Origin of the sequence: Candidatus Electronema sp. JC (assembly GCF_048287365.2) — a bacterium.
GTDB lineage: Bacteria > Desulfobacterota > Desulfobulbia > Desulfobulbales > Desulfobulbaceae > Electronema.
This window is the reverse complement of sequence record NZ_JBLWEM020000030.1, coordinates 1-23,215: the sequence shown is the minus strand read 5'-3', so window position 1 is coordinate 23,215 and position 23,215 is coordinate 1. Positions and strand designations below refer to the sequence as shown.

Sequence of the window (23,215 nt, the reverse complement as noted above, 5' to 3'; positions counted from 1 at the left end):
CTGTCCGCCGGAATTCTGTCTTGTTCCGCGCGCAGACCGCTCGCTTGAGAGGCCAGGCGGCGGATCAGCCTCCGCTGACAGACGCTCACAGAGGCAGGACAGACACGGCATGACTGAAGCAAGGCCCGACGAAGAAAAATCCGCACTGTCCGGGAAAGACCTGTTTGTCAAAGCAGGTGCGGAACGTATCTCTTCTTATGAAAAAAGCTCGCCTATCTACTCCCTTCTGAGCGGGCAGCGAGTTGGCCAGATACCCATTGACGAGCACAAGGAGATTGACCGCGAGGAGCGGGGCGCGCATCAAAAGATGCTGTCGCGCATCCAGCTCCTCCTGCTCGCGCTGACCTTCCTCAGCACCCGGCTGCCCTGCGCGCAGGTGCTTCAGCCATGGCTGCTGAACAGCGCGATGGCCGTCTTCGGCCTCTTCGCGCTCGCCGCCCGCTTTGTCTGGCAGGAGCATCACCGCGAGCCGTGGCATCTCGCCCTGAACACCTGGGCCATGCTGCTTTTCACCGCTGTCCTGATCTGGCAGACCGGCTTTCTCTCCAGCCCCTTTCAGTCTCTTTTTTTCCTCTGCATCATGCTGACCGGGATCATGCTCGGCCCCAAGACCGCCTATCAGCAGGCGGGCGTGGTCACAGTCTGCATGCTGCTGCTGGCCGCCGCTGACCGCAACGCCTTTTCCGGCAGCCTCGCCGCCCTCAAGGTGGACGCGGAATATCTTTCCGGGCCGCTGATCCGGCTTTCCCTGATCTGGCTGCTGGCCTGGGCGGTCTCGCTGGCGGCGGAGGAATCGGAAGTGACGAAGGAAAAAATCCGCCAGCTCTCTCGCACCGACCAGCTCACCGGCCTTTGGAACATGAAAATGCTGCTGATTTTCATGCAGCGCGAGTACCAGCGCACCTTTACCAGAGCGGGCAAATTTTCCGTCCTGATGATCGACGCGGACAGCCTCAAGGCGGTCAACGACATGTTCGGCCACCACGCGGGCACGATGCTGATCGTCTTCATCTCCGAGACCATGCGTTCAGAGCTGCGCGAGGAGGACATGTTGGCCCGCTTCGGCGGCGACGAGTTTGTCGCCTTCCTGCCGGAAACCTCCTGCCAGGACGCTTGGCGAGTGGCGGAGCGTCTCCGCCGCCGGATCGAGGACGCGCCCTTGGTTTACGAGGGGCACTCGGTGCGGATCACGGTGAGCTGCGGCATCGCCTGCTTTCCGGGGCATGGCGACGATCTCACCGAGATCATGAAGAAAGCTGACCGCGCCCTCTATCAGAGCAAAGACCTCGGCAAGAACCGCTGCACCATCTTCAGCGACGAAAACGAGCATGAGAACAGCCCGGCGGCGGAGCCTGAGCCAGTCAGCTTTCCCGAACCTCGATCTTCCCGCGCAAGCAGTCCTTGACCGCGCTGACTGGCACTTCCTTGCGATGGAAGATGCCAGCGGCAAGGGCCGCGTCCGCGCCGGTCTGCTGGAAGACCTCCAAAAAATGCCGGGCGCAGCCTGCGCCGCTGGAGGCAATGACCGGAATGCGCACCGCCGCCTTTACTGCCCGCACCAGCTCCAGATCAAAGCCCGTATTGGTGCCGTCGCGGTCAATGCAGTTGAGCAGGATTTCCCCCGCGCCAAGCTGCTCGCAGACCTTGGCCAGCGTCACCGCGTCTAAATCGCGCCCCTCGCGCCCGCCCCTGACTGTGCACTGATACCAGCAGAAGCACTCGCCATTCGGGCCGGGGAAGGCAGTCTCGATCACCGGATGCTTCGTCTCCTCCGGGCTGCGCACGTACACCCGGCGCGGATCGACGGAAATCACTACGGCTTGGCTGCCATAGACCCGCGCAATCTGCTCAATGGAGCTGAGGCCGTTGCTCTTGCCCGCCGCCAGGACCTGCTCAACGATCAGCACTGCGTCCGAGCCGATGGAAACCTTGTCCGCACCGGAGCGGAAATACTCTGAAGCCACGTCCAGCGCGGAGTGGAACTTCCCGTTCTGATCGGTGAAATCGCGGATGCCGCCGCCGATGGTCAGGGGCACGAAGACCTGCTTCGAGGTCTCGCGCAGCACATCCAGCATCGGCATGTCTTCCAGAGGAAAAGCCCGGAAGGCGGTGATGTTGAGGAAGGTGATCTCGTCCGCGCCCTGCTCGTAGTAGTCCTGCGCCAGCGCGACCGGCTTGCCGAGATTGCGCACTTGGCCCTGCTCTCGCACGTCGTACTGGTCGCCCTTGGTCACAACCAGATCGCCCTGCTCGTTGGAGCGCACATCAAGGCAGGCGATGATCCGGGCGGCCAGCTTGGTCGGCTGCGGACAGGTGCGCAGCTCCACCGCCTCCTGCGTGCTGCTGAGGAAATTCTCCAGCAGCTTCAGCCCCGCCTTGCCGCTCTTCTCTGGGTGAAACTGCGTGGCGATGACGTTGCCACGCTGAATCGCGCTGACAAACTCGCAGCCGTAATCGGTGTAGGTCAGCGCGTCGGCACTGCTCTCCGGCTCGACGTGGTAGGAATGAACAAAGTAGAACTTTTCCTGCCCACTCAGGCCGTGGAAGAGGCGCGAGGGCTGCGCGGCACGGATGCCGTTCCAGCCGATGTGCGGCACTGGCAGCTCAGTACGGAAGCGGCGCACCCGGCCCGGCAGAAAGCCGAGCCCCGCTTCTTCCGGTGCCTCCTCGCTCGACTCGAAGAGAGCCTGCAAGGCGATGCAGATGCCGAAGAAGGGCTTGCCGCTGCGCAAATGCCGCAGTAGCGGCTCCACCAGCCCCTGCGCCCTCAGGCTGCGCATCATGGCCCCGAAGTTGCCCACACCAGGAAAAACCAGCCGTTCGGCCCGGTCAATGTCGGCTGGCGAGCTGACCTGCGTCACGCTTCCGCCCAGCCGCTCCAGCGCGTTTATCACCGAGCGCACATTGCCCGCGCCATAATCAAGCAGAGTGATCATAAGGAAGTTTCACCTCGCAGAGAAAGAATGTAGAATAGTGCCGCCGGAGTTGTAGAAAGGTTTGCGGAACAAGTCAAGGGGAAATGCGGCAGCCCCTGCGCCCTTCCGGCCATGCGCCGCTTGCCGCAGCGCGGCGGTTCGATTATACTTTGCCGACCATGAACCTTGCGAATTTTTTCAAGCCATGAAGATACTGCTGACCGTCCTTTCGCTGCTTCTGCCGCTCTCCGCCCCTGCCCAGCAGCTTTCCCCGGAGATCTCCCGGCTGATCAGTTTTGTTGAGACCTCATCCTGCCAGTTCAACCGCAACGGCGCGTGGCACAGCTCAAGCGAGGCGGCGGCGCATATCCGCAGAAAATATGAGGCCGCGCTGGGCAAGGGGCTGGTTCATTCCGCTGAAGATTTCATCCGAGCTGCGGCAAGCCAGAGCAGTCTCAGCGGTGCGCCCTACACCGTGCAGTGTCAAGGCGGCCCGGTCATCCGCTGCGCCGATTGGCTGACAGGCGAGCTGCGGCGCATCCGGGGGCGGTGACAGCCCAGCCTCCGTTTTCCGCAAAATCTCCTTCTTCTTCCGCTCCGGCTCCGGCGGCGGACAGGCTTTGCTTGCCGCAGCGCGGCGGTTGGATTATACTTTGCCGATCATGAACCTTGCACAGCTGATGACCGCTCCGGTGATCACCGCCAAGCCGGAGACCCCGCTGCCTGTCCTGCTGGAGCTGATGGCGCAGCGGCGGGTCTCCGCCGTGGTGCTGGCCGACGAGACAGGCCGCCCGGCAGGGCTGGTGACGGAGCGCGACATCACCCGCAGCGCGGCCCAGGACCGCCTCCATGCCGAGCTGACGGGTCAGATCCTGATGACTGGCAGCCCGCTGCTCACCGCGCCGCCGGAGATGGACTACCGCGAGGCCTTCCAGCTCATGGTGGTCTCGCGGGCGCGGCATTTAGTTGTGGTGGATCAGGCCGGCCGCGCCTTGGGCATGGTCACGGAAAGCAATTTTCTCCATTCCTTGGGGCTGGAGTATTTCGTTGATCTGAGCACGGTCAAGGAGCTGGTCTCGCGCGAGCTGATCACCCTCAGCCCGCAGGACTCGGTTCATGCCGCGCTGGAGCTGATGCACCGCCACTGCATCAGCTGCGTGCCGGTGGCCGAGCAGGGGCGGCCCGCAGGAATTCTCACCGAGCGCGACGTGATCCGCCTCAGCCTCCAGCGGCTGGACTTCTACCACACCCGCCTGGAGGCGGTGATGAGCCAGCCGGTCTGCGCCGTCTCCGAGCAGACCTCGCTGCCGGACGTGGTCAACATCCTCCGCCTGCAAAAAATCCGCCGCTTAGTCATCGTCAACGATGCAGGGCTGCTCGTCGGCATCCTCACGGAAACCGACCTGCTCAAGGGTTTGCAAAGCAAATACTCGCGGTTGCTGCGGGAGATCATCCACGAGCAGGAGCGGCAGCTGCGCGAGACCCGTAAGGCCCTCAGCGATCAGGCCATCCTGCACGCCCTGCTGGAGTCGGCCCCGGACACCGGCATCGCGGCCACAGACCTCAAGCTGCGCGTCCTCTACTTCAACCCGACAGCGGGCCGCATCTACGGCTACAAGACGGAAGAGGTGATCGGCAGGACAGTGCATGAGTTTCACGTCCTCCATCAGATCCCGCCAGAACGGCTCGACAACGCGGTGCGCATCGTCCGCGAGAAGGGCTTCTACCAGTACAGCATTCAGCGGCAGGAGCAGGGGCGGGTCAAGCATTTCGAGATGCGGGTCTCGGCCATTCACGACACGGGCGGCGAGACCGTGGGCTTCATGCTCATGGGCCAGGATGTCACCCGCCGCCGGGAGGCGGAGCTGGCCCTCCAGCGCAGCGAGGAGCGGCTCCGCCGCAGCCAGGAATTTGCCAACGCGGGCAGCTGGGACTGGCAGATCGAGAGCGGCGAGCTGCACTGGAGCGGCAATTGCCCGGCTCTCTTCGGTCAACCGCCAAGCGCGGCGAAAAGCAGCCGGAGCGCGTTCCTCAGCAGTGTGCATCCTGACGACCGCGAGCGGGTCGAGGCGGCGGCGCAAGCCTGTCTGGAGCGGCGGGCGGAGTATGACATCGAATACCGCGTGGTCTGGCCGGACGGCAGCGTCCGCTGGCTGCACGAGCAGGGCGACGTGGTGCGCGACGAGTACGGCGAGCCGCTGAACATGCTCGGCTTGGTGCAGGACATTACCCAGCGCAAGAAGGCCGAGCTGGAGCTGCAAGCCCAGCACCGCTTCCTCGACTCGGTGATTGAGACCATCCCTTCCATGCTCTTTGTCAAGGACGCGAAGGAGCTGCGCTATGTCCGCCTCAACCGGGCCGGCGAACTGCTGACCGGCAGGCCCGCCGCCGACTTCCTCGGCAGATCGGACGCGGAGCTGTGTCCGCCCGCTGAGGCGGAGGCCCGCATGGCTGCTGACCGCCGCCTCTTGGCCAGCGGCCGCGCCGTGGACATCTCCGAGGAGGAGATCAGCACGGCGCAGGGCCGCCGCCTGCTCCGCACCAGCAAGGCCCCGATTCTTGACGAACAGGGCCGCCCGGCCTGGCTGCTTGGCATCAGCGAGGACATCACCGAGCAGCGGGCCGCCGAGCGCAACTTGGCCGAGGCGCGGACGCAGGCTGAGAAGGCCAATCAGGCCAAGAGCGATTTTCTCGCTAACATGAGCCATGAGATCCGCACGCCGATGAACGGCATCATCGGCCTGACCGAGCTGGCTCTCCGCACTGAGCTGAATCCTCAGCAGACCGATTATCTGGAAAAAGTCAATCAGTCTGCCCAATCGCTCCTCGGCCTGCTCAACGACATCCTCGACCTCTCGAAGATCGAGGCCCACCGGCTGGAGCTGGAGTCCATCCCCTTTGATCTGCATGAGCTGCTCGGCCAGATCAGCTCGCTGATGGCCATTCACAGCCAGCAGAAAGACATTCCCCTGCGCGTCGAGATTGACCCAGAGATTCCCCGGCATCTGCTCGGCGATCCGCTGCGGATAAAGCAAATTCTGCTCAATCTGGTCGGCAACGCCTTCAAGTTCACCAAAGAGGGCGAGATCAGCATTGAAGTCCGTCCCGGCCTGCACGCCCAGCCCGGCTGCTCGCCAGTGGCTTTCACCGTCCACGACACCGGCATCGGCATCAGCCAGGAGCAGCAGGAGGAGCTGTTCAAGCCCTTTGTCCAGTCAGACAGCAGCACCACCCGGCTCTACGGCGGCACTGGTCTTGGGCTGGCTATCACCCGCCAGCTGGTGGAGATGATGGACGGCAGCATCCGGCTGATCAGCGCGCCGGGCGAGGGCAGCTCCTTCATCTTCACCTTGCCGCTGCCGCTCTCCTCGGCGGAGGAGCTGGCCGCCTACCGGGAGCAGGCCGAGCAGGGCGGCCCGGATCCCGCCGTGTTAGACAGCATACGCGGGGCGCGGATCCTGCTGGTGGAGGACAACAAGATCAACCAGCAGGTGGCGGTGGAGCTGCTCTCGCAAGAGTGCTTTATTGTTGATCTGGCTGAGAACGGCCAGGAAGCGCTTGATCTGCTCCAGCCGGGCAAATATGACCTCGTTCTGATGGACTTGCAGATGCCGGTGCTGGACGGTTATCAGGCCACAGCGGCGATCCGCAGCCAGCGGGATTACGACAGCCTGCCGGTGGTGGCGATGAGCGCCAACGCCATGCGCCACGACCGCGAGCAGTGCCGGGCTGTCGGCATGAACGATCATATTCCCAAGCCGGTTGACCGCAGGCAGCTGCTGGCCGCCCTCTGCCGCTGGATCAAGCCAGGTCGGCGGCAGATTATTATTCCCCGCAGGCCGCGCGAGACTGCCCCGGCGGTCAGGCTGCCGCGCCTCTGCGGCATCAACAGCCGGGCCGCGCTGGAGCGTCTGGGCGGCAATCAGCGGGTTTATCTCAACGTGCTGCGCAGCTTTGCCAAAGACCAACGGGAGACAGCGCGGGATGTCCGCAGGCTGTTGACTTCCGGCGGGCGGAAAGAGGCGGAGCGGCTTGCCCACAGCCTGAAAGGGATGGCAGGGGCTGTCGGCGCGGAGGCTTTGCAGGAAACCGCCCGGCAGCTGGAGGAAGCCATACGCCGAAGCCTGCCGTTGGAGCTGCTGCTGGGCGAGACGGAAAAGCAGCTGGATAAGGTGGTCATGCTTCTGCTGCGCAATCTGCCGCCGCCGGAGGAGCAGGCGAAAAAAACGGCGGCCAAGGCCAGCCCGGCGCAGATACAGGATGCGCTTCGCCTGCTGGAGCAGCGGCTGCGCGACTATGACGCAGGAAGTGCTGAGACCCTGCACGAGCTGCTGCGCATGACCCGGCATGAACCGGAGCTGCGGCAGCGGCTGGCCGCCCTGCAAGGCCCGGTGGAGCAATTTGATTTTGAAGCCGCGCTGGCGGTTTTCCCGAAACCAGAACTCTTGCGCAAGCCATAATTGCTTGACAATATATGCAAAAGGTCTTGCAACGCCTTTTGTCTCAGCCTGGACGCGGCGGCACGGAACGTGAGTCACAGAGCGGCGGCGAGGCGGCCCGCCAAGGCTCCGTTTCTGGAAAAGGCAGCGCCCTCGCATTCGCTCTCCGGTGTAACAGCACGGTTTAATATGTACATTTAGGTGCACTTTCTGCAAGAATAGTGCTGGCAATTCCGGCAGCCCGCAGGTAATATATTGATTTTTTTGTCAGCAGGCCGTCGCCCGGAACACCATCCCGCAGCTTATGTTTTCCCATCACTTGAAACGAGAGACAGTTGTCTCGATCATCAACATCATCGGCGAGCTGAATCAGCTCCAAGATGTGGACATGATTTTGAGCAGCACGCTCTGCGAGGCCCGCGCTCTGGCAAGGGCGGACGCAGGCTCCATTTTTTTAATGCGGAACGGTCGGTTGGAATTTCGCCACGTGCAGAACGACACCATCTTCGGGGCCAAGGGCGCCGGAGTCTTTCAGTACAGCGACGAAAGCCTGCCGGTGAACGACAGCTCGATTGTCGGCTACGCCGCCCTGACGAAAGAAATGGTCTCGATTGACGACGCATACGCCATTGACGAGAAGCTGCCGTGCCGCTTCAATCCCTCGATTGACGAGAAGAACGGCTACCGCACAGTCTCCATTCTCGCGGTGCCGCTGATCGCCCGCAATCACAGTCTGGTTGGGGTGATGCAGCTGATCAACGCCAAAGACCGGCATGGCCGGACAGTGGCCTTTTCCGAGCAGTGCAGGACCTTGGTGCCGATTTTCACCAACAACGCGGCGGCGATCATCGAGCGCGGCATCCTCAACCGCGAGCTGATTCTGCGCATGGCCAAAATGGCTGAGCTGCATGACCCTGAAGAGACCGGCGCCCATGTCCAGCGGGTCAGTGCCATCAGCGCGGAAATTTACCAGCGCTGGGCCGAGAAACGGCAGCTGCCCCGCTGGGAGATCCGCCGCTTCCGCGACATCATCAGCCAAGCCTCGATGCTGCACGACGCAGGCAAGGTGGGCATCCCGGACGCAGTGCTGAAAAAGCCGGGGCCGCTCAATGACGAGGAGTTCGCGCTGGTCAAGCAGCACACTGTTTATGGGGCCAGGCTTTTCACCAGCATCTCCTCAGAGCTGGATCAGGTCACGCATGACATCATGCGCCATCACCACGAGCGCTGGAACGGCTCCGGCTATCCTGACCGGCTGGCTGGAGAGGCGATTCCGCTGGCCGCCCGCATCACCGCCCTGGCTGATGTTTTTGACGCGCTCTCCTCCCAGCGCTGCTACAAGCGGGCTTGGGCGGCTGCGGCGATTCATGACGAGATCCGGGCCAAGTCCGGGAAGGATTTTGACCCGGAGCTGGTGGAGACTTTTTTTCAGATCACCGACACCCTTCAAGCTATTCAGCAAAAATTCGTCTGAGCCATGATTGAGCAAGCTATTTCTGAGCTGAAGAAGCTCATTCCCTTCAAAGAGACCACTGAACGTGGCGACATCGTCCTTGTCCTTGCGGAAGAGGAGAAGCAGCCCGCGCTCTTCTACGCCATGGTGACGGAGATTGAGCGCGACGAATCCCGCCGCGACGAGTGGTGGCATCTCTCCCTGCACCTGCTGACCGTGCCGCCGCAGCCGGTGGTCTGGACGCTGCGCGCGCCGCAGTTCACCGGCCAGGAGAGCTTCACCATGGGCGGCAAGGGCCGCTTCATCAAGGCCCTGCGGATCGACAAGCCGAAGCCCGCCGCACCGCCGCCGGAGCCGAAGGCTAAGGGCGGACTGCGTTTAGTCAAATGAGCCGGGTGGACTGGGAGAGCCGGATAGCCCTCCCGAAAGGCGTGCACTGCCGGGTTGCCGCCAAGCTGAGCGAAATCGCCGCCGCCCATGACGCGGCGGTGCGGATCAGCAGCGAGCAGGGTGAGACAGCGGACTGCGCCTCGGTTTTGGAGCTGCTCAGCCTGGCCCTCACCGAGGGCAGCGTGGCCCGCTGCACAGCGGAAGGCCCGCAGGCGGCACTGGCGGCGCAGGCCATTGACCGGCTGCTTTCGGCCAGCGAGGAAGGCTGACATGGACGGCGCGGCGGAGCGGCCTGAGCTAGGCGAGCCGGAGACCCTGCACGGCATCAGCGGCTCGCCCGGCATTGTGGTCGGCAAGCTGGTGGTCTTCAGCCCGCAGCAAGAGGACGGCTTCATCCGCTACCTGCTGGAGCCGGGCGCGGCGGAAAAAGAGGCGGACCGCTTCTCCGCCGCCGTTGGCCGGGCCGAGCAGGAGCTGATCCGGCTGCGCCAGCAGTTCGAGGGCGATCTGGCCGATACTGTGGCCATAGTTGACTCGCACATACGCATGGTGCGCGACCGGATGATTGTCGAGCAGACCCTGAGCCTCATCCGCCAGCGGCAGGTCAACGCCGAATGGGCGCTCGACCTCTCTCTCGGCCTGATCAAACGGAAGTTTGACCATATCGCCGACGACTACATCCGCAGCCGCTTCGCCGATGTCGAATATGTGGCCCGTCTGATCGCCGAGCAGCTCACCGGTCAAGGCCGCAGCTTTCCGGCGGGCTTCGCCGAGCCGGTGATCGTGGCGGGCGAGGACTTCTCGCCGGAAGACACAATACGGATGCACACCGACAAGGTGCTCGGCTTCCTCACCGAGAAAGGCGGCTCCACCTCGCACACCGCCATTGTCGCCCGCTCGCTCGGCCTGCCTGCGGTGCTGGGCGTGCGCGGCCTGACCAGCCGCTGCCGCAGCGGCGACACTATCATTCTTGACGGCTACGAAGGCCGGGTCTGCCTCCATCCGACCCTTGACCAGCAGCGGCTGTATCTTGAATACGACCGCCAGCACAAGACCTTCTCCGACGAGATGAGCTGGTACATCCGCTTGGCCTCGGAGACCGTGGACGGCCTGCGGGTGCGGCTCTCGGCGAACATTGAAATCCCGGACGAGCTGGAGTCGGTGATTTACTACGGGGCCGCCGGGATAGGGCTTTTCCGCTCCGAGTTCGGCTATCTCCAGAGCAAGCATCTGCCGGATGAGGAAAGCCTCTTCGCCGTTTACCGGGACATGGCCGCCGCGCTCAATCCGCAGCCCGTGACCATCCGAACCTTGGACATCGGCGGCGACAAGCTCTCTTCGCATCTGCCGGAGCTGCGCCTCAGCCGCGAGCGCAACCCGGCCCTCGGCCTGCGCTCGATCCGTTTCTCCCTGCGCGAGAAAAGCCTCTTTGAAACCCAGCTCCGCGCCCTGCTGCGGGCGGCCTGCCACGGCAGGCTGCGCATCCTCCTGCCGCTGATCAGCTCCCTCAGCGAGCTGCGCGAGGCGCGGGCAGTGATCAGCGAGGTGATGGAGCGGCTGGCGGCAGAGGGCGTGCCTTACAACCCAGACACTGAGGTCGGCATCATGATCGAGGTGCCGAGCGCGGTGGTGATGGCTGACAGCCTCGCGGCGGAATCCGACTTCTTCAGCATCGGCACCAACGACCTGATTCAGTATTCGCTGGCCATAGACCGGGGCAACGAGTACGTGGCCCAGATGTACGACCCCCTCCATCCGGCGGTGCTGCGGATGATCAGCCAGACCATTGACGCGGGCCACCGCCAAGGCATCGAGGTCTCCCTCTGCGGCGAGATGGCGGGCGATGTCTTCACCGCGCCCGTGCTGCTCGGCCTCGGCCTAGATGAGCTGTCCATGCGGCCCTCGGCCATCCCCCACGTCAAACGCCTGCTCCGCCATTCCACCTTCGCCCGCCTGACCGAACTCGCCGCCCGCGTCCTCCACTGCAAGGACAGCGCGGAAACCGCCTCCCTGCTTTCCCAGTATTTGGCCGCCAATTATCCTGACCAGTTTTTAGACCGCGATGAACGAGCTTGAACTGATTGCGCAGATCCGCCAGCTGGCAGGCAGCGGCGCGGACGGCCTGCTCATAGGCATAGGCGACGACTGCGCCGTGGTGGAGAAGGGCGGCGGCATGGTCTGGCTGCTGACCATGGACACCTTGATTGAGTCCGTCCATTTTCGCTGCGGCTGGCATCCGCCGGAACTGCTGGGCCGCAAGGCCGTGGCGGTGAATGTCAGCGACATCGCGGCCATGGGCGGCAGGCCGCTTTTCGTCCTGCTTTCCCTCGGCCTGCCTGCGGGCTTTGATCCGGCTTGGGCCAAACGGCTCATGCAGGGCATCACCTCCGCCTGCCAGGAGCAGGGCTGCCTGCTCATCGGCGGCGACACCGTGCGCAGCCCGGAGCGGGTTGCGCTCACCTTGACGCTGATCGGCGAGATGCGCAAAGAGCAGGCGCTGCGCCGCGACACCGCGCAGCCCGGCGACACAGTTTTTGTCTCCGGGCCGCTGGGCTGGTCAGCCGCCGGACTTGCTTTGCTGCGGGCGGGAAAAACACTGGCAGGCGGGGAATGGCGGCAGCTCATCCGTGCTCATCTCGATCCGCAGCCGCGTGTGGAGCTGGGGCAGTTTCTTGCTGGAACCGGCTTGGTGCACGCGATGATGGACATGTCCGACGGCTTGGCCACGGATCTGGCCCAAATCTGCAAAGCGAGCAAAGTCGGCGCGGTGATTGAGGCCGAGCTGCTGCCCGGCGGCGGCGAGCTGGCTGAAGCGGCGGCATTGCTCAGGGAAGACGCGCTGCGCTGGATGATCTCCGGCGGCGAGGACTACGAGCTGCTCTTCACCGCTGCCGAGGCGGACAGCGGGAAGCTGCGGCAGGCGGCGGCAGGGCAGGGTTGGACGATATATCCCGCAGGCAGAATCATCGCCGGGCAAGGCCTGAGGCTGGTCCGCAGCGGCGGCAGGATTGAGGAGAACATCTCTTTTCAAGGCTTTGATCATTTCAAAAAGGAGAAATGATCATGCAGAACACAAGATGCCGGATTGGGATGACAGCCTTGGCGCTGTCCTTTATCACGCTGCTGCTGACAGTCTTTCCTGCCAGCCTGTTTTTGAGAAAAATCAGCGTCCTTGAACATCAATGCCAAGAGGACAGGAACGCCGCCTATTCGTTCACGCTGCAATGCGGAGAAGGGCAGAACTGCGGCTGCCTGAGCGTGGCGGAAAAATGCGCGGCGGAGCTTGGCTGTCTGCGCAGCAGGCTGCGGCTCTGCAGGCTGGCGATGCTGCTGGCCGCTGCCGCCGCCATCGGCACGGCCCTCTGGTCGTGGCGGAAAGAAAAGGCCAAAGCCATCTGTTTATACAGCATCTTCGCCTCGCTGGAGGCCATCTCCTGGCAGCACGTCGGCACTGAGTTTTCGGCCAGCATCGCCTTGCTGCTGTTCATCGTCCTGGCGGCGAAGCTGAGTTGAGCCGCTGCGGGCAGGCGGGGCTGCTGTATTCGACCAGCTCGGCGACCAAAGATCCAATCAAGATTTTCGACCTGATCTCCACCGGAATCCGGCAGGCATCGTCGGTCAGCCAGAACACGGTGTCGCCGTCTTTGTCATAAAGGCCCTTGAAGGCCATCTTCGGCTGCACCTTCAGCGTCGGCACCGTGCCGAAGAGGCTGTTCCGGCGTTCCCGCCCCAGCACTTTGATCGGCACCAGATGGCGTTTTTTATCGGCGAAAACAGGAACACGCTGCTGCTGTCCGGCCTGATCGAGCCGCAGCGCGCGGGTGATGAAAAAAGCGGAGAACTCGTTGTAGACCGGCCCGGCAAGAGCGAAAGTTTCCGTCGCCTGCTCCTGCTTGCGGTAGCTGGCGGTGAATGTCCGCTGGTCATAGCGCGTCAGCCGCCGCACCGTTTTGCCGCGCTCGATTTGCAGCACGTCGTACCGGCGGGGCAGCTTCAGCGGGCCGCTGATCAGGGTGGCAAAGGTGTCGTCCACCGGATACACGGCCCGGAAAATGCCGTAATCCGTCACCCGCGCGGTGATCACCTGGCCGCCGCCGGAAGCCGCCGGAGCAAGGCTCAGGCGGAGATCGCCGATCTTGATCCCGCCTGACCAAGAAATAGAAAAGCGCATGGTCTCCTGACCGGAATACACTGCGGCCAGAGCTTCGGGTTGCAGCAGCAGAGCGGGTTCGGCGGCATGGAGCGGCAGGCCGCAGAGCAGAGCAAGCAGCGCGACAAAAAAAAATCCGATTTGCCGCAGGGGCACTTGTTCAGTCGTATTCAAACCATGTCCTTGGCGGAGCATGTTGCGGATAATCCCAGCCGAATCCCCATCTGAAAGGAGTCGGCAGCCACCAGACACCGCCAGCCCGCACGCCGTAATACATCAGCGTTCCCATCAGCCGGCTGCTTTTTTGCGCGACACATTCGCTTAACTCAACATCAGCCAGCTTCCGCTCAAAAGCTGTTCCGCCGCGCATATAAAGCAGGTCATGTTTCACACAGCATTCCAGCCAGTTGGAATCAATCCAAACGGAACATCCATCTGACAGGAAAGATTTTTCTTGGGGAAGCGGCAGCTGACTGCTCTCCAGCCATGCTTCATCTGATAACGCCTGAAGTGTTTCATATTTCTTGGCGCAGCCGACCGCAATAAAAATGACAAAAAACAAGAATATTTTTCTTTGTTGCAACAGCATCAATCGCATTGTCCGCTGCTGACATCCGCGTTTGGATCCGATATCATTTTTTTGATTTTCATCAAACAGTCATTCTCAGGATTTATTAACTGCTTCACAGCGTTATCTATAGCTTGCATAGATGCTGAACTGATAGAGAAATCAGTAGAAATAGAATTTAGCTTACTTTTCAAGCTGTTATCTTTGATTTTATCAAAAGATAAATGGTAAAAAATGTATTTATAGTTATTATTATTTTTAAATACTGCCAAGTAATCGTTGAAATGTTTAATGATGCGCAGACGATTTGCAGCAAGCAGGGAATCAAAACTGTCAAGAAAATTCAAATCAGCTATATAGCTGAACATATCCCTGCCGTCATATTTATCTGAGCTGATTCCAGTGTTATCTGTATGCGAATCAATCAGCATCACTATTATTTTATCGTAATTATTTGCATCTGACTTTGCAATGTTTTCAGTTATCACCCGTTCAACGCTGCCCAAGCCAAGATTGTCGATATTGCCTCCGTCAAAAATATGAATGTATCTATCTTTAGAATTTTTATTGAAATTTCTCAGTGTCATGCTGTTAAAAACAGCTGGGAAAGAGGCACTTGCCATAACCGCTCTCGACACGTCGTAATCCCCTATATCTGAATTTGCAAATTTTTTAAAATCCTCTTCGGTGAATGTAAATGAATATGGAATGTCGTAATGGCCTGAAAACTTGTCGTATTTTTTTGTCCCGTCTGTTGCATTTATTATAATATTCGGTTTTCCTTCTTGGATATCTTTTATTTTTAAATCGTTATTAAAAATATCATTCCAGCGTGTTTTCTGATCAAACATATTGTCAGCGAATGTTTGCGCCATAATGTCAGTTCTGTCAAAAGCTGTGAACCAATATTTTGCAATATTTACAGGCCAGAACCAGTTGCCAATCCACCTTGCCTTGTAATTTCTTGACATAAGTTCTTTTACTGTGTCCTCATCCCACCGCCTGGCAACAAAATTTCCGCTGTCAGCATCTTTTTTGTCTGCTGAAACAGCATAATACGCCGCAGGCAAAGATCCGCCAGAAACAGAAGATATAATATCAACTTCATCAAGAAGATTAATATCTTCATGCTCGAAGACTTTTTCCAATGCAAGCATTGTCGCTGCTGAAAAATATGCTGCCCTGCTTCCGCCGCCAGACAGCGACAAGATGAAAAGAACTTTTTCTTTTTTCCCTCTGTCCTGCTGTATTGTAAAAGATGCTTTTGTTGCTCGCGGCGCGTCCTCCTGTTTCAGCGCAACATTTGTGTGCGAAAAAGATGAGCAGCCGCAGAGGGCAACAGCAAGCGATGCTGAAAGCATAACATTTTTCATTTTCATCTTTCCTTTTTTATTTCAAATGACTGCGTCGCCTCTGCCACTTCAGCAGCGGCTCATCACCCGCCTGAACCCTGCCGCCGCCCCGGCAATCACCGCCTCATCCACGCAGAAAGCCAGCCGGATGTGCCCCGGCCTGCCAAAGCCCCGGCCCGGCACCGCCAGTATCCGCTCCTCCAGCAGCAGCTTGCAGAACTCCACGTCATCAATCGGAGTTTTTGGAAAGAGGTAGAACGCGCCTTTGGGTCGGACGTATGCAAAGCCTGCTTCGTCCAATATCTGGCAGAACAGCTCGCGCCTCCGGGCATAAATCGCCATGTCCACGCTGACCTCTTGCAGCCGCGCGACAGCCCGCTGCATCAGCGCAGGCGCGTTGACAAAGCCGAGGATGCGGTTGGCCAAGGTCAGTGCATTAAGCAGAGCGGCCTTGTCCGGCATGTCCGGGTGCACGGCAAGATAGCCGATGCGCTCGCCAGGCAGAGACAAATCCTTGGAATACGACGACACCACGATGGAATTGACCGTGGCCGCCATTGCCGAGGGCGTTTCTGCGCCGTCATAGATGATCTTGCGGTATGGCTCGTCGGCGATCAGGCAGACAGTCTGAGTTGCGTTGTCAAGCAGCCGACCCAGCGCGGCCAGCGACTCCGCGCTGTAGACCTGTCCTGTGGGATTGTTCGGGCTGTTGATCAGCACCGCCTTGGTCTTCTCAGTCAGGGCCGCCTCAATCGCCGCCAGATCGAGGTTAAATTCCTCATCCGCAGGCACGATTTTGGCCACGCCGCCGTGATTGTCGATGTAAAAGGTGTACTCGACAAAATAGGGGCTGATGATGATCACCTCGTCGCCGGGGTCGAGCAGGGCCTTCATCACCACATTGAGCGCGCCCGCCGCACCGCAGGTCATCAGGATGTCGCCCGCCGTTATTGGCGCACCCTGCTCCTGCGCCAGCCGGGTCGCGACCGCCGCGCGCACTTCAGGCCAGCCGCTGTTGGGCATGTAGGCATGGCAGCCGGGCCGCTCGTCCTGGGCCAAATCGGCCAGAGCCTGCGCAAACTGCGGCGGCGGCGGCAAGTCCGGGTTGCCGAGACTGAAGTCAAAGACCTGATCCGCGCCGAACTGGGCCTTGAGCCGGGCGCCTTCCTCGAACATCCTGCGAATCCACGAGGAGGTGCTGGCGAAGGCGAGCATTTTCTGAGAGGGAGTCATAACCTGCGGACGCGGAATTATTTTTTCTCCGCCGTCAGCACGGCGACATAGTCATTCAGAGCGATGGGCTGTCCCTCTTCCGGATAGGGCTTCAGCTCCTTGAGCGTGACAACATGCTCGCTGGTGCGGTAGCTTTGCTGAAACTGCGGATTGGTGTTCAGCACCGCCGCGTGATTGCCGTCTCCGCTCAGCTCCAGCACGATTTCCGCATTGCCTGTCCAGACGCACTGCACTCCGATCGGGCAGCGCGAGTCGCTGGTGACAGAGGCGAAGTGGATGCGGAGGCCGTCCTCCTCCACAGAGCCGCCGTAGTTCAGTTCTATGAGCTTGGGCGGCGGCGCAGGATCCTCAGGTTTGTCTTTGGCGCAGGAGACTGTGGTCAGCGCGGCTAAACAGCCGCAGAGCAGCAGAAACTTGCTCATTTTTTCCCTCCATCGTTGGAATCAAGTTCGGAGCGGACGGCTGCCGCCGCACGTTCCGCCGCAATTGCTGTCAGTTCAGTATATTGATTTTCCAAGGAGCGCACCAGCGCAAACTGCGCTCTGGCGCGAAAAAGATTCTGTTCCTGACAGCTGGTTTTAAAATAGCGGCTGCCTGCAAGATAGTCGCTGTAAAAGCGCAGGCCAAGCTCCAAGCTGATCAACCGTGCGCTGTCGGCCAAAAGCCGCCGGTCGCCGGGCTTGAGCAGAGCGGCGGCGCGGGAAAGGTAGCCTTCCAGCACAGCGGTGAAGAAGGCTTGATGGAACACGACCTCATCAAGGCTGTCCACTTCCTCGCCAAGAGGATTGCAGCAGGAGCGCAGGCAGTCACCGAGGTCGTGCAGAAGCAGGCCGGGCTTGACGGTGTCAAGATCTATCAGGCTGATCACTTGTGTCCGATCTGATGAGAACAGGAAATTGCCTACCTTGGGGTCGCCATGCACGGTCTGCTCGGTGATTTCGCCCCGTTGCCGCGCCTGCTCCAGCAGAAAGAAGTCCTCCCTGCGCTGCTGGATGAAGTCGCGGCAATCAGCGGCTTCCGGCTGGCAGGATACTGACTGCTGGGCCTCGTATTCAGCCAGATAGAGCGGGCTGTTGTGAAAGCCAGGCAGGGTGTCGGCCAGCAGCGGCTGAGGCAGCGTCGCAAGCAGCTGATGAAAAAGCCCCAGCGCGGCACCGATTGCCCGCGCCTGCTCCGTATTCTCGACAGCCTCAAGGGCGGAGCAACCGTCGAGATGCGAGAGCAGCCGCCAGCAGGCACCGCTCCTGTCGGTCCAGCCAATCAGGCCTGTCGGGCTGCGGATGACGGTAAAGACCTTGAATGTGTCAGCCTCAGGCAGGCTGGCGCGCAGATGCTCAGTCACCCGGAGGAGATTAGCCTGCACCAGAGAGGGATCAGGAAATACCGCTGGGTTCAATCGTTGCAGGACGTATCTTCCGCCTGCCGCTGTGATTGCCAGCCAGGTGTCGTTGACCCTGCCGCTGCCCAGCGGCGCGAGTGAGGCCAGTTCCTCATTTGGCAGGAACACGGTGAAGGCTTTATGGCAGAGGGCGTTCATGGCCGCCGTTCCGCCGGATATTTCTCCGTATTGAGGACGACCTTGCGCCGGGCCGCGTCCATCAAATCAATGCCCAGCCGGTCGGCCATGCGGACAAGATAAATCAGCACGTCCGCCATTTCCAAGGCGACAGCCTCGCGCTGTTTTTCGTCCAGTTTCAAACTCTGCTGCTCAGTCAGCCATTGAAAATGCTCGCTCAGCTCGGCGGCCTCGACGTTCAGGGCCATGGCCAGATTTTTCGGGCTGTGAAACTGCTCCCAGCCGCGCTCCGCAGCGAAGCCGCGCAGAAAGACGGCTAATTCAGACAAGGCATTGAAGGGCATGATCAGAATCGAAAAAAATAAAGGGCAGGCGCGTGCCTGCCCTGTGTTCAGCTTGCGTACAAGGATGCTCTTATTCCTCGTATTTCAGGGCCACGTAGCGGCTGAACTCGCCCGCCCGCACCCGCAGCAGCACCTGATTGCCGCCCTTGTTCAGGGCTTCCTTCAACTCAGCGAGGCTGCGCACCCGCACCCGGTTGACCTCCTCAATGAGCTGGCCCGGCTCGATGCCGACATTGTCCGCCGGGCTGCCTGCTTCGACCTCGGCGACAATCACGCCTTGACCTTTGCTGTAGCCGAACTGCTCGGCCAAGTCAGGACTCAGCTCCTGTAAAGTCAGGCCGAGCTTTTCCAAAACAGAGCCTTTCTCCAGCCGCATTTTCGCCTTCGCGCTCTCGCTGAAATCAGCGGGCTGCTCGCCGATCAGCACCCGCATCTGCTGCCGGCCGCCGTCCCGGACAATGTCCAGCGTCACGGTCTTGCCGGGCGGGGTCATGGCGACGCGGTTGCGCAGGTCGCTCACGTCAGCCAGCTTGGCGCCGTCCAAAGAAAGCACCACGTCGCCTTGGCGCAGCCCGGCCTTTTCAGCGGGCGAGCCAGGCGTGACTTCAGAAACAAGGATGCCCTCGCTTTTGCCCAGACCGAAGGACTGCGCCAGCCCCTCGTCCATGTCCTGAATGATCAGGCCGAGCCAGCCCCGGATCACCTTGCCGTGGCTGCGCAGCTGCTCCTCAATGGATTTGGCCATGTTGATCGGAATGGCGAAGCCGATGCCCATGTAGCCGCCGCTGCGGGAGAAAATCGCGGTGTTGATGCCCACGGCCTGGCCTTTGATGTTCAGGAGCGGGCCGCCGGAATTGCCGGGGTTGATGGCCGCGTCAGTCTGGATGAAGTTCTCGTAGTCGTTGATGCCGATTTTGTTGCGGCCTGTGGCGGAAACCACGCCCACGGTCACGCTCTGACTCAATTCAAAAGGGCTGCCGATGGCGATCACCCATTCGCCGACCTCCAGCTCGTTGGAGTTGCCCAGCGGCAGGGTGGGCAGATTGCTGCCCTCGATTTTGATCAGAGCCACATCGGACTGCGGATCCGTGCCGACCACTTCAGCGCTGAACTCGCGTTTGTCCGCCAGCTTGACTGTGATTTTATCCGCATTCTCAACCACATGGTTATTGGTCAGAATCAGGCCGTCCGGGGAGATGATGAAGCCGGAACCAGCTCCCTGCTGCTTGAACGGACGCGGAGGCCGCCGGGGGCGTTGCGGCTGCTTGGGCTGCTGCTGTTGGAACTGATCAAGCTGGTCGCCGAAAAAACGCCGCAGGAACTCATCCGCGCCGAACATTTCCTCGAACTGCCTGCCGCCGCCCTTGACTTCCTGCTCAACGCTGATGTAAACCACCGCAGGCCCTGCCTTTTTCACCACTGAGCTGAAGGCTTTGCCGGAACGCTCCAGCGCAAGAACATCATCCTGCGCTGCGGCGGGCGGCGGCGCAGACAGGGCAAGGCAGCAGAACGAGATGCAGCAGGCGGCTGCCAGACGCAGCCGCGCCAAGGCGCTTTTTTTGAGAATCATCTTTGCAGCTCCACGGGTTGAAGACTTGTTGCAGATGCAGGCTTCTGACCTGCGGCCAGCCTATACTCTTATACCTGCCGGGGAAATCGTCAAGCGGTATTGCGGCTGGCCGCGCTGTTTTCCGGCGGCGGCAGAGGCGGGTTCCATTTTTGTAGCCTGCGGTTTGAAAAATTACATTTCTGTAAAAAGAAGCAGACGTAGCCTGCGTCGCGTCAATACTGAGAAAGCATTCAAGTCAGCCGCTTGCGGCATGAAACGGAAACCGGCATGATTTTTGCAAAGAAGGCGGGAAAAGCGGCAGTCAGGCAGGGCGGCAATTTTCCGCTCGACAAGATGCCGCTTGTGCGTCGGCGGCTGTCTTGGTATGATGGCAGTTTTTCTGTTGCAATTCTGTAAATTCAGGCAAAGGCACGATGAGAGGCATCCTCTTCAGCGCAGCGCGGAGACAGGCTGATGTCCGCTGACTTGCGCGACCGGCAGAAAATCTGCGCCAGCCTCTGGCAGCAGGGCCTCAGCGGCGCTGAGCTGCTGGCCCGGCAGACAGATCTGGTGGATGCCTTTGTCATCGAGCGGTTTCAGGCTGCCGAGGCAGTGCGGGCCGCAGGCGGGGGCATCGCTCTGATCGCGCTGGGCGGCTATGGCCGCTGCGAGCTGCATCCGTATTCCGACATTGACCTGCTGCTGCTGCACGACCGCGCGGCAGGGAAAAAGATGCGCGAGGCCGCTGAATCTGTCCTTTATCCGCTCTGGGATGCTGGCTTTGAAGTCGGCCACAGCGTGCGCGGCGTGAAGGACGCGGTCAGCTTTGCTGCCGAGGACTACCTCTTTCAGGTCGCGCTGCTGGACGCGCGCCTGCTGGCTGGCTCCGAGGCGCTCTTTCACGAGCTGCTGGCCCTGCACCGGAAGAAGAACATCGAGGGCTGCCGGGACAAGTTTGTCCGCACCATGAACAGTCTCTGCGCCGAACGACGGCAGAAGCACGGCAGCCACGCCTATCTTTTGGAGCCGCAGATCAAGGAAGGACGCGGCGGCCTGCGTGACATGCAGGCCATGTTCTGGATCGCCAAGGCGGTCTTCGGCCTGAACGGGCTGGCGGATCTGGAACACTCCGGGATGCTTGCCCCGGACGAGCGGCTGGCCTTCGCTGCTGCGCAGGACATGCTGACCCGCGTCCGCGTCCGTCTGCACTGCCTCAGCCGCCGCAAGAACGACCGCCTCTTCTTTGAATATCAGGAGGAGATGGCGGCGGATTTCGGCTGCCAGGACGGGCAGGGAATGCGGGCGGTCGAACGCTTCATGCGCCACGTCTACAGCTGCTTGCAGACCGTGGCCGTGACCACTGACCTCTTCTTTGAGCAGGTGCAGGAGAATCTCGGCCTGAGCGGCAGGGACAGCCGCGAGCAGGAGCTGGAGCCGGGCATTGTCGCGCGGGCAGGCAGCCTCCGCCTTGCTCTGACTGACGAGGCGTTGGCCAAGCAGCCGCAGCTGCTCATGCGCCTCTTTTATCAGGCCGGGCGCAGCGGTCTGCCAGTGCACCATCGGACGCGGCAGCTTGTCAGCCGCAGCCTGCATCTGGCGGATGACACCTTCCGCAGCTCGAAGCGCATAGCCAAGAGCTTCATCGGCCTGCTGCTGACAGACAGCCCGCTGCCTGCGCTGGAGACCATGCTGGAGACAGGCCTGCTCACCGCCTACATCCCGGAGTTTCTCGCGGTGGAGTCGCTGGCGCAGCACGATTTGTATCATATATATACTGTGGACCGGCATCAGCTCCAGACTGTGGCTGAACTGGCCAAGCTGCGTCAGGCCGAGCCGGAGCTGTGGGCCGCCGCTGCGCCGCAGCTGCTCTGTCTTGCCGCTCTGCTGCATGACATCGGCAAAGGCCAGCACACCGACCATTCGCAGCGCGGCGCGGAGCTGGTTCTTGGTATCGGCCAGCGCATGGGCCTGAGCAGCCGCGAGCGCGAGCAGCTCGCCTTCCTCGTCCGCTGGCATTTGTATCTGCCGGAGAACGCTCTCCGCCGCGACCTCAGCGACCGCAGCTTTCTCCGCGAGGCAGCCAAGCTCATCGGCGGCATCGAGCTGCTGACCATGCTGCATCTGCTCTCCATTGCTGATTCCAAGGCCACCGGCCCTTCAGCGTGGTCGGACTGGAAGGCGGGCCTGATGACGAAGCTCTTCCTCAAGCTGCGGGCCGTGCTTGAGGCGGGCGGCGGCGATGACGAAGAGGATCAGCAACGGGAGCAGCAGGGCGCGGACTGGCTGCGCGGGCAGGCGGCGGCTTTGCTCAAGCCGGGCGAAGAGATTACAATGCCGCTGGCCGAGCTGCCTGCCGACTATCTGACCAGCTTCAGCCCGGAGGAAGTGGCGCGGCACCTGCGCCTGCACCGCGACCAAGCCGCGCTGCTCCAGCAGAAGGTGCTGCTCTTCCCGGAGGAGCAGCCTAGCTCGTGGCCGCTGCTCATTCTCTGCCGCGACCGCCACGGCCTGCTGGCCAAGATTTGCGGCATCCTGTCCCTGCACAATCTCTCGGTGCTGGCGGCGAAGATTTTCACCTGGCCGGACGGCACGGTGGTGGATGTGCTGCACGTCAAGCCGACAGCGGCGGTTGACTTCGTCGAGCAGAACTGGCGGCTGGTGGAGGACGACCTCAACCGGGCGGTGAACTACCGGCTGGACGTGGGCTTCCAGCTGCACAGCAAGTTGGACAGCCAGAGCAGCCGCCGTCCGGTGCAGCAGCTGCGCACTGAGGTCATTATTGACAATGCCGCCTCAGATCACTGCACAGTGATTGAAGTGCATGGCGGCGAGCACTTGGGCGCGCTCTATCAGCTCACGCAAACGCTGTCCGACTTCCGCCTGAGCATTCACCGGGCGAGAATCGCCACTGAAGTTGAGCAGCTTATTGACGTGTTTTACGTGACCGACGAGAACCGCCGCAAGGTTGAGGACGCGGCCAAGCTGGCGGCAATCCGCCATGCGCTGCTGCATATTCTTGGCGGCGATGCGGTGGTGTAGGGGCGGTTCGCGAACTAATGATTCATCACATCTTTTCAGCTTGCGTCAGCCGGGAGGAAATGGTCAGAAGGAGGGATGAAAACAACACATCTGCCCCCGTTGACGACCGAGTTTTCCGATGTTGAGCTGAACGACAAGCGTTTGAACAAACGTCTGCTGACCATGGTCGCGGCGGCGGAGAAGTCGCCCGGAGCCTCTCTGCCTGAGCAGGCGGGGTCAGGCGCGGCTCTTGAGGGCGCATACCGGTTTGTCGGAAACAGCCGGGTT

21 protein-coding genes are annotated in these 23,215 nt (G+C 61.1%); 12 read left to right on the top strand and 9 right to left on the bottom strand.

The features are described from left to right. The first annotated feature begins 109 nt into the window (after window positions 1-109). Window positions 110-1,405: a GGDEF domain-containing protein gene (locus ACNKH3_RS04880; protein ID WP_420208443.1), complete on the top strand. Its 1,296-nt coding sequence runs from the start codon at window positions 110-112 to the stop codon at window positions 1,403-1,405. Here ACNKH3_RS04880 and hisF read toward each other — a convergent pair. Further along, window positions 1,362-2,936: an imidazole glycerol phosphate synthase subunit HisF gene (gene hisF / locus ACNKH3_RS04875; protein WP_417917191.1), complete on the bottom strand. Its 1,575-nt coding sequence runs from the start codon at window positions 2,934-2,936 to the stop codon at window positions 1,362-1,364. The genes ACNKH3_RS04880 and hisF overlap by 44 nt on opposite strands. A gap of 184 nt (window positions 2,937-3,120) precedes the next feature. On the opposite strand from hisF, the gene ACNKH3_RS04870 reads away from it, so the two are divergent. The 8 genes from ACNKH3_RS04870 to ACNKH3_RS04835 all read left to right on the top strand — a co-directional run bounded on the left by ACNKH3_RS04870 (window position 3,121) and on the right by ACNKH3_RS04835 (window position 12,710). Next, window positions 3,121-3,468, top strand: coding sequence for a DUF5329 family protein (locus tag ACNKH3_RS04870; RefSeq protein ID WP_417917190.1), 348 nt, complete (start codon window positions 3,121-3,123; stop codon window positions 3,466-3,468). A 109-nt stretch (window positions 3,469-3,577) separates the two neighbouring features. Continuing rightward, the gene (locus ACNKH3_RS04865; RefSeq protein WP_420208442.1) at window positions 3,578-7,375 is read left to right on the top strand and encodes a CBS domain-containing protein; all 3,798 of its coding nucleotides are present in this window, start codon (window positions 3,578-3,580) and stop codon (window positions 7,373-7,375) included. 283 nt (window positions 7,376-7,658) lie between these two features. Then, the gene (locus ACNKH3_RS04860; RefSeq protein ID WP_420208441.1) at window positions 7,659-8,828 is read left to right on the top strand and encodes a GAF and HD-GYP domain-containing protein; all 1,170 of its coding nucleotides are present in this window, start codon (window positions 7,659-7,661) and stop codon (window positions 8,826-8,828) included. Window positions 8,829-8,831: 3 nt separating this feature from the next. Further along, on the top strand, window positions 8,832-9,197 hold the full coding sequence (locus ACNKH3_RS04855; protein WP_417915923.1) for a hypothetical protein: 366 nt from the start codon (window positions 8,832-8,834) through the stop codon (window positions 9,195-9,197). Beyond that, a complete protein-coding gene (locus ACNKH3_RS04850; RefSeq protein WP_417915922.1) occupies window positions 9,194-9,466 on the top strand; it encodes an HPr family phosphocarrier protein in 273 nt (90 codons plus the stop codon). Before ACNKH3_RS04855 ends, ACNKH3_RS04850 begins: the two co-directional genes overlap by 4 nt. 1 nt (window position 9,467) lies before the next feature. Beyond that, window positions 9,468-11,273: a phosphoenolpyruvate--protein phosphotransferase gene (gene ptsP / locus ACNKH3_RS04845; RefSeq protein WP_417915921.1), complete on the top strand. Its 1,806-nt coding sequence runs from the start codon at window positions 9,468-9,470 to the stop codon at window positions 11,271-11,273. Next, window positions 11,260-12,258: a thiamine-phosphate kinase gene (gene thiL, locus ACNKH3_RS04840; RefSeq protein WP_420208440.1), complete on the top strand. Its 999-nt coding sequence runs from the start codon at window positions 11,260-11,262 to the stop codon at window positions 12,256-12,258. The genes ptsP and thiL overlap by 14 nt, the downstream gene beginning before the upstream one ends. Window positions 12,259-12,260: 2 nt before the next feature. Continuing rightward, a complete protein-coding gene (locus ACNKH3_RS04835) occupies window positions 12,261-12,710 on the top strand; it encodes a hypothetical protein (protein ID WP_420208439.1) in 450 nt (149 codons plus the stop codon). Here the strand turns inward: ACNKH3_RS04835 and ACNKH3_RS04830 are convergent. From ACNKH3_RS04830 to ACNKH3_RS04795, 8 genes are all read right to left on the bottom strand, one after another. After that, entirely contained in the window at window positions 12,682-13,521 is an 840-nt protein-coding gene (locus ACNKH3_RS04830; protein ID WP_420208438.1) for a DUF3108 domain-containing protein, read from the bottom strand. The two genes, ACNKH3_RS04835 and ACNKH3_RS04830, sit on opposite strands and share 29 nt — an antisense overlap. Further along, window positions 13,508-13,945: a hypothetical protein gene (locus ACNKH3_RS04825; protein WP_420208437.1), complete on the bottom strand. Its 438-nt coding sequence runs from the start codon at window positions 13,943-13,945 to the stop codon at window positions 13,508-13,510. Before ACNKH3_RS04825 ends, ACNKH3_RS04830 begins: the two co-directional genes overlap by 14 nt. Then, window positions 13,936-15,288, bottom strand: coding sequence for a patatin-like phospholipase family protein (locus tag ACNKH3_RS04820; protein ID WP_420208436.1), 1,353 nt, complete (start codon window positions 15,286-15,288; stop codon window positions 13,936-13,938). Before ACNKH3_RS04820 ends, ACNKH3_RS04825 begins: the two co-directional genes overlap by 10 nt. Before the next feature lie 48 nt (window positions 15,289-15,336). Continuing rightward, window positions 15,337-16,500 (bottom strand): pyridoxal phosphate-dependent aminotransferase, encoded by a 1,164-nt coding sequence (locus tag ACNKH3_RS04815; protein WP_420208435.1) that lies wholly within the window; start codon window positions 16,498-16,500, stop codon window positions 15,337-15,339. Between the two features lie 17 nt (window positions 16,501-16,517). Beyond that, window positions 16,518-16,922, bottom strand: coding sequence for a hypothetical protein (locus tag ACNKH3_RS04810; protein WP_420208434.1), 405 nt, complete (start codon window positions 16,920-16,922; stop codon window positions 16,518-16,520). Then, window positions 16,919-18,037 carry a phosphotransferase enzyme family protein gene (locus tag ACNKH3_RS04805; RefSeq protein ID WP_417916135.1) on the bottom strand — a complete coding sequence of 373 codons (1,119 nt, stop codon included), beginning with the start codon at window positions 18,035-18,037 and terminating at the stop codon, window positions 16,919-16,921. The genes ACNKH3_RS04810 and ACNKH3_RS04805 overlap by 4 nt, the downstream gene beginning before the upstream one ends. Then, window positions 18,034-18,360 (bottom strand): nucleotide pyrophosphohydrolase, encoded by a 327-nt coding sequence (locus ACNKH3_RS04800; RefSeq protein ID WP_417916136.1) that lies wholly within the window; start codon window positions 18,358-18,360, stop codon window positions 18,034-18,036. Before ACNKH3_RS04800 ends, ACNKH3_RS04805 begins: the two co-directional genes overlap by 4 nt. 70 nt (window positions 18,361-18,430) lie before the next feature. Further along, window positions 18,431-19,930 (bottom strand): DegQ family serine endoprotease, encoded by a 1,500-nt coding sequence (locus ACNKH3_RS04795; protein ID WP_417916137.1) that lies wholly within the window; start codon window positions 19,928-19,930, stop codon window positions 18,431-18,433. Between ACNKH3_RS04795 and ACNKH3_RS04790 the strand changes: the two genes are divergently transcribed. The 3 genes from ACNKH3_RS04790 to ACNKH3_RS04780 form a co-directional block, all read left to right on the top strand. Further along, window positions 19,920-20,201: a hypothetical protein gene (locus tag ACNKH3_RS04790; RefSeq protein ID WP_417916138.1), complete on the top strand. Its 282-nt coding sequence runs from the start codon at window positions 19,920-19,922 to the stop codon at window positions 20,199-20,201. The genes ACNKH3_RS04795 and ACNKH3_RS04790 overlap by 11 nt on opposite strands. Window positions 20,202-20,383: 182 nt before the next feature. Further along, window positions 20,384-22,948 carry a [protein-PII] uridylyltransferase gene (gene glnD / locus ACNKH3_RS04785; RefSeq protein WP_420208433.1) on the top strand — a complete coding sequence of 855 codons (2,565 nt, stop codon included), beginning with the start codon at window positions 20,384-20,386 and terminating at the stop codon, window positions 22,946-22,948. A gap of 75 nt (window positions 22,949-23,023) precedes the next feature. Beyond that, window positions 23,024-23,215: IS4 family transposase DNA-binding protein (locus tag ACNKH3_RS04780; protein ID WP_420208432.1), on the top strand; the 192-nt coding region annotated here is incomplete at its 3' end.